We start from the raw sequence: 14,402 nt of genomic DNA, 5'->3' as shown, positions 1-14,402 counted from the left end.
CACCACACGACCATGACCAACGATCAGATGCTCGACGTCTCCCCGCCTACCGTGCACGAGCTCGTCAGTCCCGGTATCAGCGCCCGGACACCTTGCTGAACGTCACGTCCGTGGCCGGCACGGTACCGACGGCCACCAGAAGATCCCACTCGAATACCCGCCCCGCACGCACACGCACACGTACGCGCCCGCCCGTACGCGACGCGGGGTCCCACGCGGCGCGGCCCCCTCCCCACGACAGGTCTCACCCGGCGTCGAGTGCCACCCGCGTGCCGCCGTCACACCGTTCCCGGGCGGGCGACGGCCCGGTGCTGGCGCGCACCACGAGCTTCGTGGGGACGAGGGTGGTCCCGTGTTCCGTCCCGTCCAGATGCATCCGCCGCAGGACGCCCTCCACGCAGAGGCGTCCCACCTCGGCGAAGTCCTGGTGCACGGTGGTCAGCGGCGGCAGGAAGGAACCGGCCTCCGGAATGTCGTCGAAGCCGATGACACTGACGTCCTCGGGAATCCTCCGGCCCCGCTCGTGCAGGGCCCGCAGGAGCCCCAGGGCCATCTGGTCGTTGGCGGCGAACACCGCCGTGCAGTCCCGCTCGTCCGCGAGTCGCAGACCCGCGCGGTAGCCGGACTCCGCCGACCAGTCGCCCCGCACGAGAGGCGGTGCGACGCGCCCCTCCTCGGTCAGCGCGGCGTTCCAGGCGTCGGCGCGACGTTGTGCCGCGAACGACTCCTCCGGACCCGCGAGGTGCCAGACGGTGCGATGGCCGAGGTCCAGCAGGTGCCGTACGGCGGCGCGGGCTCCTCCCGCCTGGTCGGTGTCGACCACGGCGTAGCGGTCACCGGCGTCGGAGTCGGCCACGACGACCTGTACATGGGGAGGCAGGGAGATGGTCGCCGCGTCGAGCAGGTGCACTTCCATGATGGCGATGACGGCGTCGACGGCGAGCTCGCCCAGTCGGGAGAAGGCGCCCCGCACCTCGTCCTGGGTGGGGACGGCGACGGGCAGGAGCGTGACGGCGTAGCCCTCCTGCGCCGCGGAGGTGGCGATCGCCTCCAGCGTGCGCATGTTGCCCGTGGTGGAGAGGTTGAAGGTGATGACGCCGATGGTGCGGAACTCACCGCGCTTCAGGGCCCGGGCCGCGCTGTTGGGCCGGTATCCCAGCTCCTTCATGGCCGCGAGTACCTGCTGCCGGGTCTCCTCGTTGACACCGTCGTAACCATTGGACACGCGCGAGACCGTCTGCGAGGACACGCCGGCCAGCCGCGCGACGTCCGCCATGGACGCGCCCTGCGCACGACGCCCAGCCCGCTTTCCCCTGGGCGCAGGGGCCCGATCCAGGTCCGTCGACCCGCTGTCCGCAGTGTCCACCCGTCTCCCCCGCTCCCAAGTCACCGTTCCCCCGGCGACTCTTGACCACCGACATTGGCGCAGTGTAGACATGCCGCCATCAGATGTTTACGTAAACATAACAGGCCACGGCGTTTTCCGCGGCTGATGTTTACGCAAACATCGCGACGGCGTGCTCCGCCGGTTCCGAGATGGACGAGCGAGGAACGACATGACGACGCTTCAACCCCCCGCGGCCGTGACACGGCGTCCGGAGAGGCCTCCGGGGAAACGGGACCGCCGCTCCTGGACAGGCTGGGGGTTCATCGGCCCCTTCGCGGTGGTCTTCGCCTTCGTCTTCCTGGCTCCGATCGCCTATTCGATCTATCTCAGCCTCTTCCGCGACAAGCTCATCGGCGGCACGTCCTTCGTCGGCCTCGACAACTACCAACAGGCTCTCCAGGACCAGCAGTTCTGGGACTCCCTGGCCCGCGTCTCGCTGTTCCTGGCGGTCCAGGTGCCGATCATGCTCGGCATCGCCCTGTTCGTGGCGCTCACCCTGGACAGCGGCCGCCTGTACGGCCGGGACTTCTTCCGGATATCGATCTTCCTGCCGTACGCGGTGCCCGCCGTGGTCGCCACCCTGATGTGGGGCTTCATGTACGGCACCCGGTTCGGCCTGGTCGGCGACATCAACAGCGCCTTCGGCGTCACCCTGCCCGACCCGCTCTCCTCGAACCTCATCCTGGCGTCGATCGGCAACATCGTCACCTGGGAGTTCGTCGGCTACAACATGCTGATCTTCTACTCGGCGCTGCGGGTGATCCCGCAGTCCCTGTACGAGGCGGCGGAGATCGACGGCGCCGGGCAGATCCGCGTCATCACGGCCATCAAGCTCCCCGCGATCCGCGGCGCCCTGGTCATCGCGACGATCTTCTCGATCATCGGCAGCTTCCAGCTGTTCAACGAGCCGAGCATCCTGCGGCCGCTGGCACGCAACGCCATCACGACGGACTACACCCCGAACTTCTACACGTACTCGTTGTCCTTCAACGGGCAGCAGCACAACTACTCCGCGGCGGTCGCCATCATCATGGGGCTGATCACCATGGTCATCGCCTATGTCGTGCAGCTCCGCGGCATGCGCAAGGGAGCGTGACCCGATGAGCAGCACGAGCAGCCCCGTCACCACCGGCTCCCATCCCGCACCCGCCGAGGTCGGCGGCGCCTCCAAGGGGGCACCCCGACTGCGCACCCCCCGCAAGAACGCGTCCAGGCGCCCCAAGCGCAGCATTCTCCTGACCGTGCTCACCGGCTTGATCCTGGTCTACACGGTGGTGCCCCTGCTGTGGCTGGTCATCAGCGCCACCAAGACCCAGGACGGACTCGCCCACTCGTCCGGACTGTGGTTCAGCCACAAGTTCGCCCTGTGGAGCAACATCCACGACACGTTCACGTACCACGACGGCATCTTCGTCCGATGGTTGCTGAACACCCTGCTGTACGTCGTGCTCGGCGCCGGCGGCGCCACCCTCCTGGCGATCCTGGGCGGCTACGCGCTGGCGAAGTTCAAGTTCCCCGGAAAACGTGCCGTGTTCGCCGTGGTCATCGGTGCCGTTGCCGTGCCCGGCACCGCCCTGGCGGTACCGACCTTCCTGATGTTCAGCAAGATGGGGCTGACCGACACGCCCTGGGCGGTGATCATCCCCTCGCTCGTGTCGCCCTTCGGTCTGTATCTGATGTGGGTCTTCGCCAGTGAGGCCATCCCCACCGAGCTGATGGAGGCCGCCCGCATCGACGGAGCGGGCGAGATCCGCACCTTCTTCCAGGTGGTCCTGCCGCTGCTCGCCCCCGGCACCGTGACGGTCCTGCTGTTCACCACGGTCGCGACCTGGAACAACTACTTCCTGCCGCTGATCATGCTGAAGGACCCGAAGTGGTACCCCCTGACGCTGGGCCTGGACGCGTGGAACTCCCAGGCCCAGACCATCGGTGGCGACGTGATCTTCAACCTGGTGATCACCGGTTCGCTGCTCACCATCGTGCCGCTGATCGCCGCGTTCCTGCTGCTGCAGAAGTACTGGCAGTCCGGGCTCGCCGCCGGAAGCGTCAAGGAATAGCCCGGCCTCAGGCCGCCGATCCCCGCAGCCTCATCTCTTCCTGCTCCCCTCTGTCCCACCCATGAAGAAGTCCCGCCCACGAAGAAGTGGAAGCACCTCCATGCGCAGAACCACCGGCCGCCTGCTGCGCGGCTTCACCCTCCTGTCCGTCCTCGCCCTGGGGGCGACCGCCTGCGGAGGCTCCGACGACAGCGGCTCCGGCCAGAAGGCGGTCTCCGCCACGGACATCCAGGCGGCCCTCAAGAAGGGCGGCTCGGTCACGGTCTGGGCCTGGGAGCCCACGCTGAAGACGGTCGTCGCCGACTTCGAGAAGAAGTACCCCAAGGTCAAGGTCAACCTCGTCGGCGACCGGTCCGGTGACAAGCACTACACCGCTCTGTCGAACGCCATCGCGGCCGGCAAGGGCGTCCCCGACGTCGCCCAGGTCGAGTACTTCGCGCTGAGTCAGTACTCCCTCACCAAGGGCCTCAGCGACCTGGCCCCCTACGGCGCCGACAAGCTCGCCTCCAAGTACACCCCGGGTCCGTGGAACGCCGTGAGCGACGGTGACAAGGTCTACGGCCTGCCGATGGACTCCGGCCCCATGGCGATGTTCTACAACAAGAAGGTCTTCGACAAGTACAAGATCGCCGTCCCGACCACCTGGGGCGAGTACGTCGACGCGGCTCGCAAGCTGCACAAGGCCGACCCCAAGGCGTACATCGCCAACGACGCCGGTGACGCGGGCTTCACCACCAGCATGCTGTGGCAGGCCGGTTCGCGCCCGTACAAGGTCGACGGCACGAAGGTGGCGGTCAACTTCGAGGACGCGGGCGCCAAGAAGTACACCGACACCTGGCAGAAGCTCATCGACGAGAAGCTCCTCGCGCCCATCAACGGCTGGACCGACGACTGGTACAAGGGCCTCGGCGACGGCACCATCGCCACCCTGACCACCGGCGCCTGGATGCCCGCCAACTTCGTCTCCGGGGTGCCGAACGCCTCGGGTGACTGGCGGGCGGCCCCGATGCCGCAGTGGGCCAAGGGAGAGAAGGCGACCGCGGAGAACGGCGGCAGCTCCCTCGCCCTGCCCGCGCTGGGCAAGAACAAGGAACTCGCGTACGCGTTCGTCGAGTACGCCAACTCCGGCGCCGGCGTGCAGAGCCGCATCAAGGAGGGCGCGTTCCCGGCGACCAAGGCCGAACTCCAGTCCACCGACTTCCAGAACATCAAGTTCGACTACTTCGGCGGCCAGCAGGCCAACAAGATCTTCGCCGAGTCCGCCGCCAACGTCGGCAGCGACTGGTCGTACCTGCCCTTCCAGCAGTACGCCAACTCGATCTTCAACGACACCGTCGGCAAGGCCTACATCTCCGGCACCAAGCTGGCCGATGGTCTGAAGTCCTGGCAGGACGCCTCCGTCAAGTACGGCAACGAGCAGGGCTTCACCGTCTCGAAGTGACCGGCATTCCTCTCCGGATCCGCCGCTGAGCAGCAGCAGTTGCTCGGCGGCGGCCGCCCGGAAGCAATCACGCACCTCGCACCACTCCGTGCGGCACACCGGAAGGACCACCATGATCTCCACCCTCCTGTCCCAGTTGCGGCACGGGCCGGACGGTGACCCCACTCCCCGACTCGCCTACGGCGCCGACTACAACCCGGAGCAGTGGCCGCGCGAGGTGTGGGAGGAGGACGTACGGCTGATGCGGGAGGCCGGCGTCAACATCGTCTCCGTCGGGATCTTCTCCTGGGCCCGCATCCAGCCGGCCGAGAACGACTGGGACTTCGCCTGGCTCGACGAGATCATGGACCTGCTGCACGCGGGCGGCATCGGCGTCGACCTGGCCACCGCCACCGCGTCCCCGCCGCCCTGGCTCACCACCGCGCACCCGGAGATCCTCCCCGTGACCGCCTCCGGCGAGACGCTGTGGCCCGGGGCGCGGCAGCACTGGCGTCCCACCTCACCCGTCTTCCGCGAGCACGCGCTGCGTCTGGTGCGGGCGATGGCCGAGCGGTACGCGAACCACCCCGCGCTGGTGGCCTGGCACGTCTCCAACGAGCTGGGCTGCCACAACGTCTACGACTACTCGGACGACGCCGCCCGCGCGTTCCGCGACTGGCTGCGCGTGCGCTACACGACGCTCGACGCACTCAACCACGCCTGGGGCACGGCGTTCTGGTCGCAGCGCTACAGCGACTGGGAGCAGATCCTGCCGCCCCGGCTGGCCGCCTCCCACCCGAACCCCACCCAGCAGCTGGACTTCAAGCGCTTCTCCTCCGACGCGCTCAAGGACTACCTGCGCGCGGAGCGCGACGTGCTGCGCGAGCTCACGCCCGCGGTGCCGGTCACCACGAACTTCATGGTGATGGGCGGCACCAAGGGCATGAACTACTCGGACTGGGCCGCCGAGATCGACTTCGTGTCCAACGACCACTACGTGGTGCCGGGCCCGCAGGACCGGGACGAGCTGTCCTTCTCCGCCAACCTCGTCAGCGGGATCGCGGGGGGCCGTCCGTGGTTCCTCATGGAGCACTCGACCAGTGCCGTCAACTGGCAGCCCGTCAACGTGGCCAAGCGGCCGGGCGACCTCGCCCGCGACTCGCTGGTCCATGTGGCGCACGGCGCCGACGCGGTGTGCTTCTTCCAGTGGCGCCAGTCGGCGGCCGGTGCCGAGAAGTACCACTCGGCGATGCTCCCGCACGCCGGTGCCGACAGCGAGGTCTTCCGTGCGGTGACCGGCCTCGGGCAGACGCTCAGGGCGCTGGCCCCGGTCGCCGGGACCGAGCGCGAGCCGGCCCGGGTCGGCATCGTCTTCGACTGGGACTCCTGGTGGGCGAGCGAGCAGGACTCCCACCCGACCTCCCTCCTCGACTACCGGCAGGAGGCCCTGAACTGGTACTCGGCCCTCCTGGCCCTCGGTGTCCGCGCCGACGTCGTCACCCCGCAGGGCGAACTCGACCGGTACCAGGTCCTGATCGCGCCGGTGCTGCACGTCGTCCCGGCTCCCCTGGCCAAGGAACTCACCCGGTACGTGGAGAACGGCGGCCACCTGATCACGACGTACTTCTCCGGCGTCGTCGACGAGAACGACCACGTCTGGCTCGGCGGTCACCCGGGAGCCCTGCGTGAGCTTCTCGGCATCCGCATCGAGGAGTTCGGCCCGCTGCTCGGCACGGAGACGGTCGACGTCGACGTGACCGGCGCGACCGGCGGGGCGACCGGTGTCGTGTGGACCGACCGGATCACCGTCACCGACCCGGCGGTGGAGGTGCTGGCCCACTACCGCAGCGGCACGTACGCCGACCGGCCCGCGGTCACCCGCCGTACGGTGGGCCAGGGTTCGGCCGCGTACGTCTCCACCAGGCTCGGCGCCGACGGCCTCACCGGTCTGCTCCCGCACCTGCTCGCGCCCGCCGGTGTCGGCAGTGAACTGCCGGACGCGGCACGCGGGAGCGTCGAGCTGATCGTGCGCCGCGGCGACGGCGGCCGCTATCTCTTCCTGGTCAACCGGACGGACGAGACGGTGCCGTTGCCCGGGGTCACCGGGGAACTCCTGATCGGCCGGACGGACGACGACGGCGCCGTCGTCCTCTCCCCCAGGGACGTCGCCGTACTGCGCCAGCCCACCCCCTGAGGCCGCCCGACACCCACTGACGCCCGCTGACACCCGCGAACGCCCGGCACCGCGCCGGGTCGAGGGTCCCACCGCCGTGTCCCCCGCGTGGGGCACGGCGGTCCGCGCACCCGGCACACACGCGGGGGGACGCCCGATTCCGGTTGCGCCGTGCGGGTGCCGGGTGCGGCGTCAGCTTCCCTGGCCCGGGGCATCCGGCCGACGCCGCACCCACCCGTACAGCGCCACCGAACACACCGCGGCGAACGCGCACCAGGTGGACACGAACTCCAGCTCCCACAGCGCCCAGCAGATCAGCGCGCCCGCGCCGACGAGCAGCCCGAGCAGTCGGAGCAGCCGGTCGCCGGAGAGCAGCAGCGAGCCGACGGTGGCCAGGAGATAGCCACTGACGAGCAGTTCCGGGTGGGCCAGATCGACCACGTAGCCGAGCGTGTGGCCGCGGATCTCGGCCCGCACCGGACGGGTCGCGAGAGCGAACACGAGGGCTGCGGCGGTGACGACGCCGATCACGAGAGGGACCGTGAGCCGGCGGCGGGCGTGCCGGGGCGCCGCGCACAGCACGCCCGCCGACACCCACACGGGCAGCAGCGGAAGGGCGATGGCGGCCCAGGCGACGGTGGCGGGGCCCGTTCCCCCGCCGGCGTGCCAGACCAGGGACTCGACGATCTGATGGGCTCCCAGCAGCAGCGGCAGCGCCGCCAGCGGAAGATCCCGGGCCCGCCGCGCACGCGTCACACAGGCAACTCCGACAGCGGCGATACCGGCACCGGCTGCCAGGTCGGCGGTCGCACTCCAACACATCGCGTCACCATGGGGTCGGCCGTCACGGTTTTCCAGCTCACTCCGCCCCACGCTACCGGGACCAGGGCGTTTCCTTCGGATCACCTTGCTGCAGCATGTCAGGTCGTTGCGGCACCCTGTCAGGCCGGCTCGAAGCCGCTCCGGAGGACGCCGCCGTACTCCACTCGCCTCCCCGCGCTGACCACCGAGTCCTCGTGGTGCTGCTCGTGCCGGGCATTCACCCTCCCGGGATCGACCGTCTGCGTCGCCGGGTTGATCGCGTGCGACGGCGCGGCTGACCGCGTGATCGGGTGCGATGGCGCGGCTGACCGCGTACTGCCACCGGGCGGCCTCGTGCACGACACCGACCGCTGACCAGGTCGAGCCCACCACTTCTGTGAGGAGTCCTCGGCGTTCAACCCGAGGCCGATCCACAGGTCATGAGCATGGCTCACGATATTCTTCAGCAATGTCGAACCGGTCAGTTGCGGCGGGAGTCGGTCTCGCTCGTGTGATGGCGCACTGCGGCGGAAGCCCGATCGGCGCCGTGGAGCTTCTGGTGGGAGCGATAGCCTCAGCACCGGCGGCCCCGGAGCCCTATACGAACCTCGCCGAGTTGTGGCGAGACCGGCGCGCGGAACTGGAGGAGGGCCTCGAAGGGAACGGCTCCTTGCGCACCATGTTGGCGCAGGCGTACTTCCTGTTCCTCGAAGGAGACATGGACGACGCGGTGATGACCCTGGGTTCGGTGACGGGGGTACGGCCCGACGTGGCGTGGGGCGCTGCCCCATGGTTCGGCGATGCGCGCTTTCTCGCCGCGGTGAGTTCCGAGGCCCTGGCCGAGTCGTGTCTGCGGACGCTGGACTACGGCCACGACCTGGACACCGACGAGATGCGTGAGCGATTCGCGCCCTGGTTTCATGCCATCGACGTGGTGTCCGAACGGAGTCCCGCGCCGGAGTCGCTGGCCGCCATGGCCCGGCTGCCTCGGGCCTGCGGCCGATACGAGCTGTCCTTCGCGCTGTGCGACCGCGCCGATGCCACTGATCGGGTCATGTGGACCGCGGTCGCCCGAGCGGCCACCTGGCGCGTGGTGGGCGACCTGGACCAGGCCGCGGCAGCCTACGACGACGCCCTGCTCCTGGACCCTGACAACTGGTCCCTCCACCTGGACCTTGCCGACGTGCGCGCCGAACAGGGCGACTTCGCCAGGGCCGTGAGCCTCACCGAACGGGGCCTGGCGTACGCACCGCACGAAGTCTCCCTGCGTGCGGCAGGTATCGCCTACCGCACACGCCTGTCCGGCTCGTCCGACGACCTGCGGGCCCTCGTCGTCCTGGCGCCGGAGCTCGCGGACATCTCCTACCGCAGGCTGCTGGTCGGCTACGCATGCGCGGGACCGGGGCTGCCAAGGGAACTCGTGGCCGAGGCGCGCCGTACTTGCGAGAACTGAACACGCGCCCTCTCCCGAGACGCTCAGCCCGCCGCCCCCGCACGGCGGCAGCAGGCGGGGATGCCCGGCCGGTCCGAGCACCGGCCGCGCAGGGGTCCTTCGTCCGGAACAGGCCCGTCCGGCGGGGTTCGCGACACCCGGGTGGGCCGCGTGCCGGGGTCGCCCCTGGCATGCTGCATCCATGCCGACGCCCATGCAGCCACGCCCGTCCGCCGAAGCCCCCGTGCTTCCGCTCAACGGCACGCGCATACAGGCGTGTTCGGTGAGTCAGCGGGTGGGCGGCGCGGGGCGTGTCCTGGACGACGTGTCCCTCGACCTCGCCCCCGGGCAGGTCACCGTGATCGCCGGCAGCAGCGGGGCGGGCAAGACCGTTCTGTTGCAGACGCTGGCCGGGCTGCGCGCCTCGACGGAGGGGGTGGTCCTGCACGACGGGGCCCGACCCGGGGCGCCCGGGCCGGAGTTCGCGTTCGTGCCGCAGGAGGACATCATCCACCGCGAGCTGCCGCTGCACCGGACGCTGGTGTACGCGGGGAGGCTGCGGATGCCCGCGGGCGCGCCCGCCGAGGCGGTCACCGTGCGCGTGGACGGGGTCCTGGAGGCGCTCGGCCTCTCCGCTCGGGCCTCGACGCCCGTGCGCGTGCTCAGTGGTGGGGAGCGCAAACGAGCCTGTATCGCCGTCGAGTTGCTCACCCGGCCTCGGGTGCTGTTCCTCGACGAGCCCACCTCCGGACTCGACCCGGTGACCGGGGCCGCTCTGCTGCGGACCCTGAGCGCGCTGGCCGAGGAGGGCACCACCGTCGTGCTCACCACGCACACCCTCGCCGATCTGCTCCGCGGTGACCAGGTCGTGTTCCTCTCGCCCGGCGGCGAGGTGGCGTACGACGGTCAACCGGGCGCGCTGTGCGACGCGTTCGGGGTCGACACGGTCGAGGAGGTCTACGAGGCGGTGGCGGGCGGGGCGCGCGTCGAGCGGGCCGTCCCGGCGGACGTCGGAGGGACCGCTCCACCGGACGCCGAGCGCACCGGTGCCCCGCCGTCTCCCGTACGTCCGCGGCGCGTTGGCGCCGTACGGCAGTGGTCGCTGCTCACCCGCCGCGGTACCGCGCTGCTCCTGCACAACCGTCTCTCGGTCGCGGTCCTGGCCGGTTCGCCGGTGATGATCGTGGCGATGTTCGCGGTGCTGTTCCGCGCGGGCGCGTTCGACCCCGCGGCGCCGGGTCCAGGGTCGACAGCGATGATCATGTTCTGGATCGCCTTCGGCGCGTTCTTCTTCGGGCTGACCTACGGACTGCTGCAGATCTGCACGGAGTTACCCGTGTTGCGTCGCGAGTGGCTGGCCGGGCTGCGGATCGGTCCGTACCTCGCGTCGAAGCTGACCACGACGCTCCCGGTGCTCGCGGTCGCGGACGCGCTGCTGCTGGTGGTGCTGCGGGCGCTGGACCGGCTGCCCGCGGCGGGGTGGACGACGTACGGGTCCCTGTTCGTGTCGAGTGTGCTGGCCTCGGTCGCCGCGCTGGCACTGGGGCTGCTGGCCTCGGCCGCGGTGACGGAGCCGGCGCAGGCGACGCTGATGCTGCCGCTGCTCTGTTTCCCGCAGGTGCTGTTCTCGGGGGCCTTCGTGCCGGTGCCGCGGATGACGGGGGCCGGGGAGGCGATCAGCTGGGCGATGACCAACCGGTGGGCGTTCGAGGCGCTGGGCAGCGGGGTCGGCCTGGAGCCGTTGTGGCGCGCGGGCGCCTCGCCGCTGGGCCGCCCGCTGCTGGCGTCGTACGGGGACTCGTTCGGTCATCCGGCGGGGCGGGGCTGGCTGGTCCTGGCAGGGTTCGCGGTGCTGTTCCTGGCGGTGACGTGGGTGATCCTGGTACGCAAGTGCCGGGAAGGCGTGGTGCTGAGCCGGGCGGGGCGGTGATCGGTCACTCGACACCGGGATGATCGGTCGCTCGACACCGGAAAGGCACGTGCCCGGCTCCCTCGCCCCGCGCGCCGTCGCTCAGCAGCCCACCCGGGCCGCGAGTCCCGTCGCTCCCGGTATCCGGTCCCGGTAGGTCCGGGTCACGAACGTCAGGAACGTCTCGATGTCCCTGGGCTGCGACGAGACGCCCAGCGAGATGCGCACGGCGCCCGCCGAGGGCAGCCGCAGCAGTTCCAGGTATTCCTCCAGCGAACCCACCCGCCGGCGCGCCACCGAGCGCAGCAGGCGCAGCGGGAGGGAGAACGCCGCTTCGCCGGCGCCCGGGTTGCAGAAGCATCCGGTGCGCAGCGAGATGCCGCGGGCGGCGCTGTCACGGGTGACGATCCGTTCGTCGACGATCCGGCCGTCGGCTCCGAGCAGGTTCAGCGCGACCGTGCCGCCACGGGCCGCCCCGGCCTGTTCGGGACCGTAGATCCTGACCATCGGGGAGCCGTCGCTGTGGCGTAACGCGCGCAGCCCGTCGAGCAGTCGGCCGGTCAGGTCGGCGACGTGGGCGTGCACCCGGTCCATGCCGAGGCGGTCGATCCACCGGAGACCCGCGGTGACGTCCGGGACGGACAGGAAGTTCACCGTGCCGTCCTCGAAGGCCGCCTCGTCGTCCGCGAGGACGTGCCACTGGGCCTGGGCGCTGACCGCGAAGATGGTGCCGCCGGAGAACCAGGGGCGGCGCAGCTTGGCGAGGGCCGCCCGGCGGGCTATCAGGCTGCCGATACCGGTGGGGTGGCCGAAGACCTTGTACCAGCTGACCACGGTGAAGTCGGGGTGGAACCGGCTGAGGTCGAGGGGGCTGGCCGGCACGAACGCGGCCGCGTCGAGCAGGACGTCGTAACCGTGGTCCTGGGCCCGTGCGATCCATTCGAGCGGATGCCGGACCCCGGTGAAGTTGCTCTGCGCCGGGTAGGCCAGCAGTCCGCGCGCGCCCGGCGCGCCCCGCCCGCGCGCCGGACCGGGCCGACGGCGCCGTACGGAGAGGGCTTGGCTCAACCGCTCCTCGTCGATCCGCAGACCGGGCCCGCTCACCGGTACGTAGGCCGTGGCGGCGCCGCCCGCCCGCGCGTACTCCCGCAGTCCGTTCACCGAGTTGTGGTTGTCGAGCGACATGACGAGCCTGCTGCCGCGCCGGAACGGATAGGCCTCTCCGACCAGGCGCAGGGCGCCCGTCGCGTTGGGCGTGAAGATCACGGCGTACTCGGCGGGATCGGCGTTGAAGTGCGCGAGGACGGCCCTGCGGGCCTCGGCCAGCAGCAGCCCCGAGGCGCGGGAGGCCGGGCTCTCGGAGTGCGGGTTGCCGAACACCCCGCCGGTGATGCGCTCCGCGCTCGCGGTGACCAGCGACCTGGGCGGAAGCCCCGCGCCCGTGTGGTCGAGGTAGGTGTGGCCGCCCTCGTCGAGGTAGCCGAACTCGCGTGTCCGCAGTTCCGCGAAGCCGTCGTCCGCGGCGCCCTCACCCACGCCGTCGCCCACGCGTCCGTCGATCCGTGCCCCGTCCATGATGAGTCCCCTCCGCGCGGCCGGTCCTCGCCCGAGCCCCGGCACCGGCCCTTCATGAAGCTTCAACAAAGGTATCGCGACAGGTGTGTTCCCCCCTGTGCCGCGGCGACGAAGGGTGATTGGGTGGGCCCGGCCCTACCTACCGATCCACAGGAGAACCTCACCACCATGAGCAGCGCCTACACGTACGAATACAAGGTCGTCAGCTTCCGCGAGTCGCTCATCGGCGACGCGCTGGACAGCGACAAGCTCGAGAAGGTGCTGAACAAGCACGCCGAGGACGGCTGGGCCCTGAAGGCGATCACGTCCGCGGACGTCAAGGGCCGCATCGGGCCGGGCGCCGTCGAGGGGCTTCTCCTGACCTTCGAGCGACCTCGCGGATAAGTCCGTTTACGTCTTTTTATGCCCGCTTATGACCTCGTTGGAGTGCGCGGGACGCCGCACCGGGGGATGCTGTTACTGATGGGACAGCGGATCCGCGAGTGCACTGATGCCGACGGAGGCCTTCCGGACCGGAAGGCCCCTGTCGGCTGTGCGGATACCGGAGGCGAGCTGCAGGCCGCGGACATCCCCACGGGCACTCCTGCCCGACCGCAGCCGGCCAGTGATGTCAGGACGGTGCGGCGATGATGAGCGACAGGACACTCGACCGTGGGGTCGTCTCCAGTCATACGGTGTTCGGCGCGCCGTGCTGGGTCAGTCTGACCACACGTGATCTGCGCGCCGCGGAGGATTTCTACCACGCCGTCCTGGGCTGGGAGTGGCATTCGGGCACGCTGGGCGACCAGTACCGGTTCGCACGGGTCAACGGGGTGCCGGTCGCCGGCGTCTCGGGGATGTCCGGGATCGGGGCGAAGATGGCCTCCTGGACGGCCTACTTCGCCGTGGCCTCGGCGGACGAGACCGTGGCACGCAGCCAGGAACGCGGTGGTACGACCGCGGTGGGCCCCATCTCCTTCCCCCCGGGGCGCGCCGCGCTGCTGGCCGACCGGGACGGCGCGGTCTTCGGCATCTGGGAGGGTCGGCTGGTGGCCGGCTGGGAGGCGTGGCGCCGGGCGGCACCGGTCTTCGTACGACTGCACACCCGCGACGCGTTCGACGCCGCCATCTTCTACGCGGAGGTCCTGCAGTGGGCTTCCTCGGACCCCGCCTCCTGTCAGGTCGACTACGAGGACAACGAGGTCGTCCTGCGCAGTCAGGGCGATGTCGTGGCCCGGATCCACTCGGGCGCGGTCGGGGCGGCACCCGACCCCACGATCAGGCCCCACTGGCGGATCCATTTCACCGTCGACGACGTGGAGGCCTGCGCCCGCGCCGCGCGCGCCCACGGAGGCACGGCCCACCAGCAGGGGGCCGGCTCCACGGAGGCGATCCTCAGCGACCCCGACGGGGCGCACTTCAGCGTGAGCTCCCAGGACGCCGAATAGACGCGGGGCGGCGGGGCCCGCCTGTCGCCGGTGTTCACGATTCGGGGCGGTGGAGCCGCCTGCCGCCGGTGTTCACGATTCGGGGCGGTGGGAGCGGCGGGGGTCGCGGGCACCTCGGTGGCAACCTGCACCCTGGCGTGCTGGCGTGGCCGCCGCCCGGTGCGGCACCCGGTGCCTGGGTGTCGGCCACGGCCTTCGCCCCGCCGACGGTCCGGGACGGG

At 70.5% G+C, this 14,402-nt stretch carries 11 protein-coding genes; 8 read left to right on the top strand and 3 right to left on the bottom strand.

What is annotated here, in order from left to right:
- Positions 1–244: 244 nt before the first annotated feature.
- Positions 245–1,276 (bottom strand): LacI family DNA-binding transcriptional regulator, encoded by a 1,032-nt coding sequence (locus tag OHB41_RS42965; protein ID WP_266705486.1) that lies wholly within the window; start codon positions 1,274–1,276, stop codon positions 245–247.
- Between the two features lie 280 nt (positions 1,277–1,556).
- On the opposite strand from OHB41_RS42965, the gene OHB41_RS42960 reads away from it, so the two are divergent.
- The 4 genes from OHB41_RS42960 (at position 1,557) to OHB41_RS42945 (ending at position 7,058) form a co-directional block, all read left to right on the top strand.
- Complete coding sequence (locus OHB41_RS42960; protein ID WP_266705484.1) at positions 1,557–2,483, top strand: carbohydrate ABC transporter permease; 927 nt, start codon at positions 1,557–1,559, stop codon at positions 2,481–2,483.
- Positions 2,484–2,487: 4 nt separating this feature from the next.
- Positions 2,488–3,444, top strand: coding sequence for a carbohydrate ABC transporter permease (locus OHB41_RS42955; RefSeq protein WP_266705482.1), 957 nt, complete (start codon positions 2,488–2,490; stop codon positions 3,442–3,444).
- Between the two features lie 100 nt (positions 3,445–3,544).
- On the top strand, positions 3,545–4,885 hold the full coding sequence (locus OHB41_RS42950) for an ABC transporter substrate-binding protein (protein WP_266705480.1): 1,341 nt from the start codon (positions 3,545–3,547) through the stop codon (positions 4,883–4,885).
- Between the two features lie 112 nt (positions 4,886–4,997).
- A complete protein-coding gene (locus tag OHB41_RS42945) occupies positions 4,998–7,058 on the top strand; it encodes a beta-galactosidase (RefSeq protein ID WP_266705478.1) in 2,061 nt (686 codons plus the stop codon).
- A gap of 171 nt (positions 7,059–7,229) precedes the next feature.
- Here OHB41_RS42945 and OHB41_RS42940 read toward each other — a convergent pair whose 3' ends face one another.
- The gene (locus OHB41_RS42940; RefSeq protein WP_266705476.1) at positions 7,230–7,859 is read right to left on the bottom strand and encodes a DUF6629 family protein; all 630 of its coding nucleotides are present in this window, start codon (positions 7,857–7,859) and stop codon (positions 7,230–7,232) included.
- A gap of 493 nt (positions 7,860–8,352) precedes the next feature.
- On the opposite strand from OHB41_RS42940, the gene OHB41_RS42935 reads away from it, so the two are divergent.
- Both OHB41_RS42935 and OHB41_RS42930 read left to right on the top strand, forming a co-directional pair.
- Positions 8,353–9,291 (top strand): tetratricopeptide repeat protein, encoded by a 939-nt coding sequence (locus OHB41_RS42935; protein ID WP_266706556.1) that lies wholly within the window; start codon positions 8,353–8,355, stop codon positions 9,289–9,291.
- 181 nt (positions 9,292–9,472) lie between these two features.
- A complete protein-coding gene (locus OHB41_RS42930) occupies positions 9,473–11,200 on the top strand; it encodes an ATP-binding cassette domain-containing protein (RefSeq protein WP_266705475.1) in 1,728 nt (575 codons plus the stop codon).
- Positions 11,201–11,281: 81 nt separating this feature from the next.
- On the opposite strand, the gene OHB41_RS42925 is transcribed toward OHB41_RS42930, so the two are convergent.
- Positions 11,282–12,754, bottom strand: coding sequence for an aminotransferase class V-fold PLP-dependent enzyme (locus tag OHB41_RS42925; RefSeq protein WP_266705473.1), 1,473 nt, complete (start codon positions 12,752–12,754; stop codon positions 11,282–11,284).
- A 168-nt stretch (positions 12,755–12,922) separates the two neighbouring features.
- Between OHB41_RS42925 and OHB41_RS42920 the strand changes: the two genes are divergently transcribed.
- Entirely contained in the window at positions 12,923–13,138 is a 216-nt protein-coding gene (locus OHB41_RS42920; RefSeq protein ID WP_266705471.1) for a DUF4177 domain-containing protein, read from the top strand.
- Between the two features lie 242 nt (positions 13,139–13,380).
- Positions 13,381–14,181: a VOC family protein gene (locus tag OHB41_RS42915; protein ID WP_266705469.1), complete on the top strand. Its 801-nt coding sequence runs from the start codon at positions 13,381–13,383 to the stop codon at positions 14,179–14,181.
- Positions 14,182–14,402 lie beyond the last annotated feature (221 nt).

The organism is Streptomyces sp. NBC_01571 (genome assembly GCF_026339875.1).
Lineage (GTDB): Bacteria > Actinomycetota > Actinomycetes > Streptomycetales > Streptomycetaceae > Streptomyces.
This window is presented reverse-complemented; position numbering and strand designations above follow the sequence as displayed.

Coding starts and splice junctions, on each gene's coding strand:
- OHB41_RS42920 (WP_266705471.1), top strand. CDS start 12,923: ATGAGCAGCGCCTACACGTACGAATACAAGGTCGTCAGCTTCCGCGAG.
- OHB41_RS42930 (WP_266705475.1), top strand. CDS start 9,473: ATGCCGACGCCCATGCAGCCACGCCCGTCCGCCGAAGCCCCCGTGCTT.
- OHB41_RS42940 (WP_266705476.1), bottom strand. CDS start 7,859: ATGTGTTGGAGTGCGACCGCCGACCTGGCAGCCGGTGCCGGTATCGCC.
- OHB41_RS42915 (WP_266705469.1), top strand. CDS start 13,381: ATGATGAGCGACAGGACACTCGACCGTGGGGTCGTCTCCAGTCATACG.
- OHB41_RS42950 (WP_266705480.1), top strand. CDS start 3,545: ATGCGCAGAACCACCGGCCGCCTGCTGCGCGGCTTCACCCTCCTGTCC.
- OHB41_RS42965 (WP_266705486.1), bottom strand. CDS start 1,276: ATGGCGGACGTCGCGCGGCTGGCCGGCGTGTCCTCGCAGACGGTCTCG.
- OHB41_RS42925 (WP_266705473.1), bottom strand. CDS start 12,754: ATGGACGGGGCACGGATCGACGGACGCGTGGGCGACGGCGTGGGTGAG.
- OHB41_RS42955 (WP_266705482.1), top strand. CDS start 2,488: ATGAGCAGCACGAGCAGCCCCGTCACCACCGGCTCCCATCCCGCACCC.
- OHB41_RS42945 (WP_266705478.1), top strand. CDS start 4,998: ATGATCTCCACCCTCCTGTCCCAGTTGCGGCACGGGCCGGACGGTGAC.
- OHB41_RS42935 (WP_266706556.1), top strand. CDS start 8,353: ATGGCGCACTGCGGCGGAAGCCCGATCGGCGCCGTGGAGCTTCTGGTG.
- OHB41_RS42960 (WP_266705484.1), top strand. CDS start 1,557: ATGACGACGCTTCAACCCCCCGCGGCCGTGACACGGCGTCCGGAGAGG.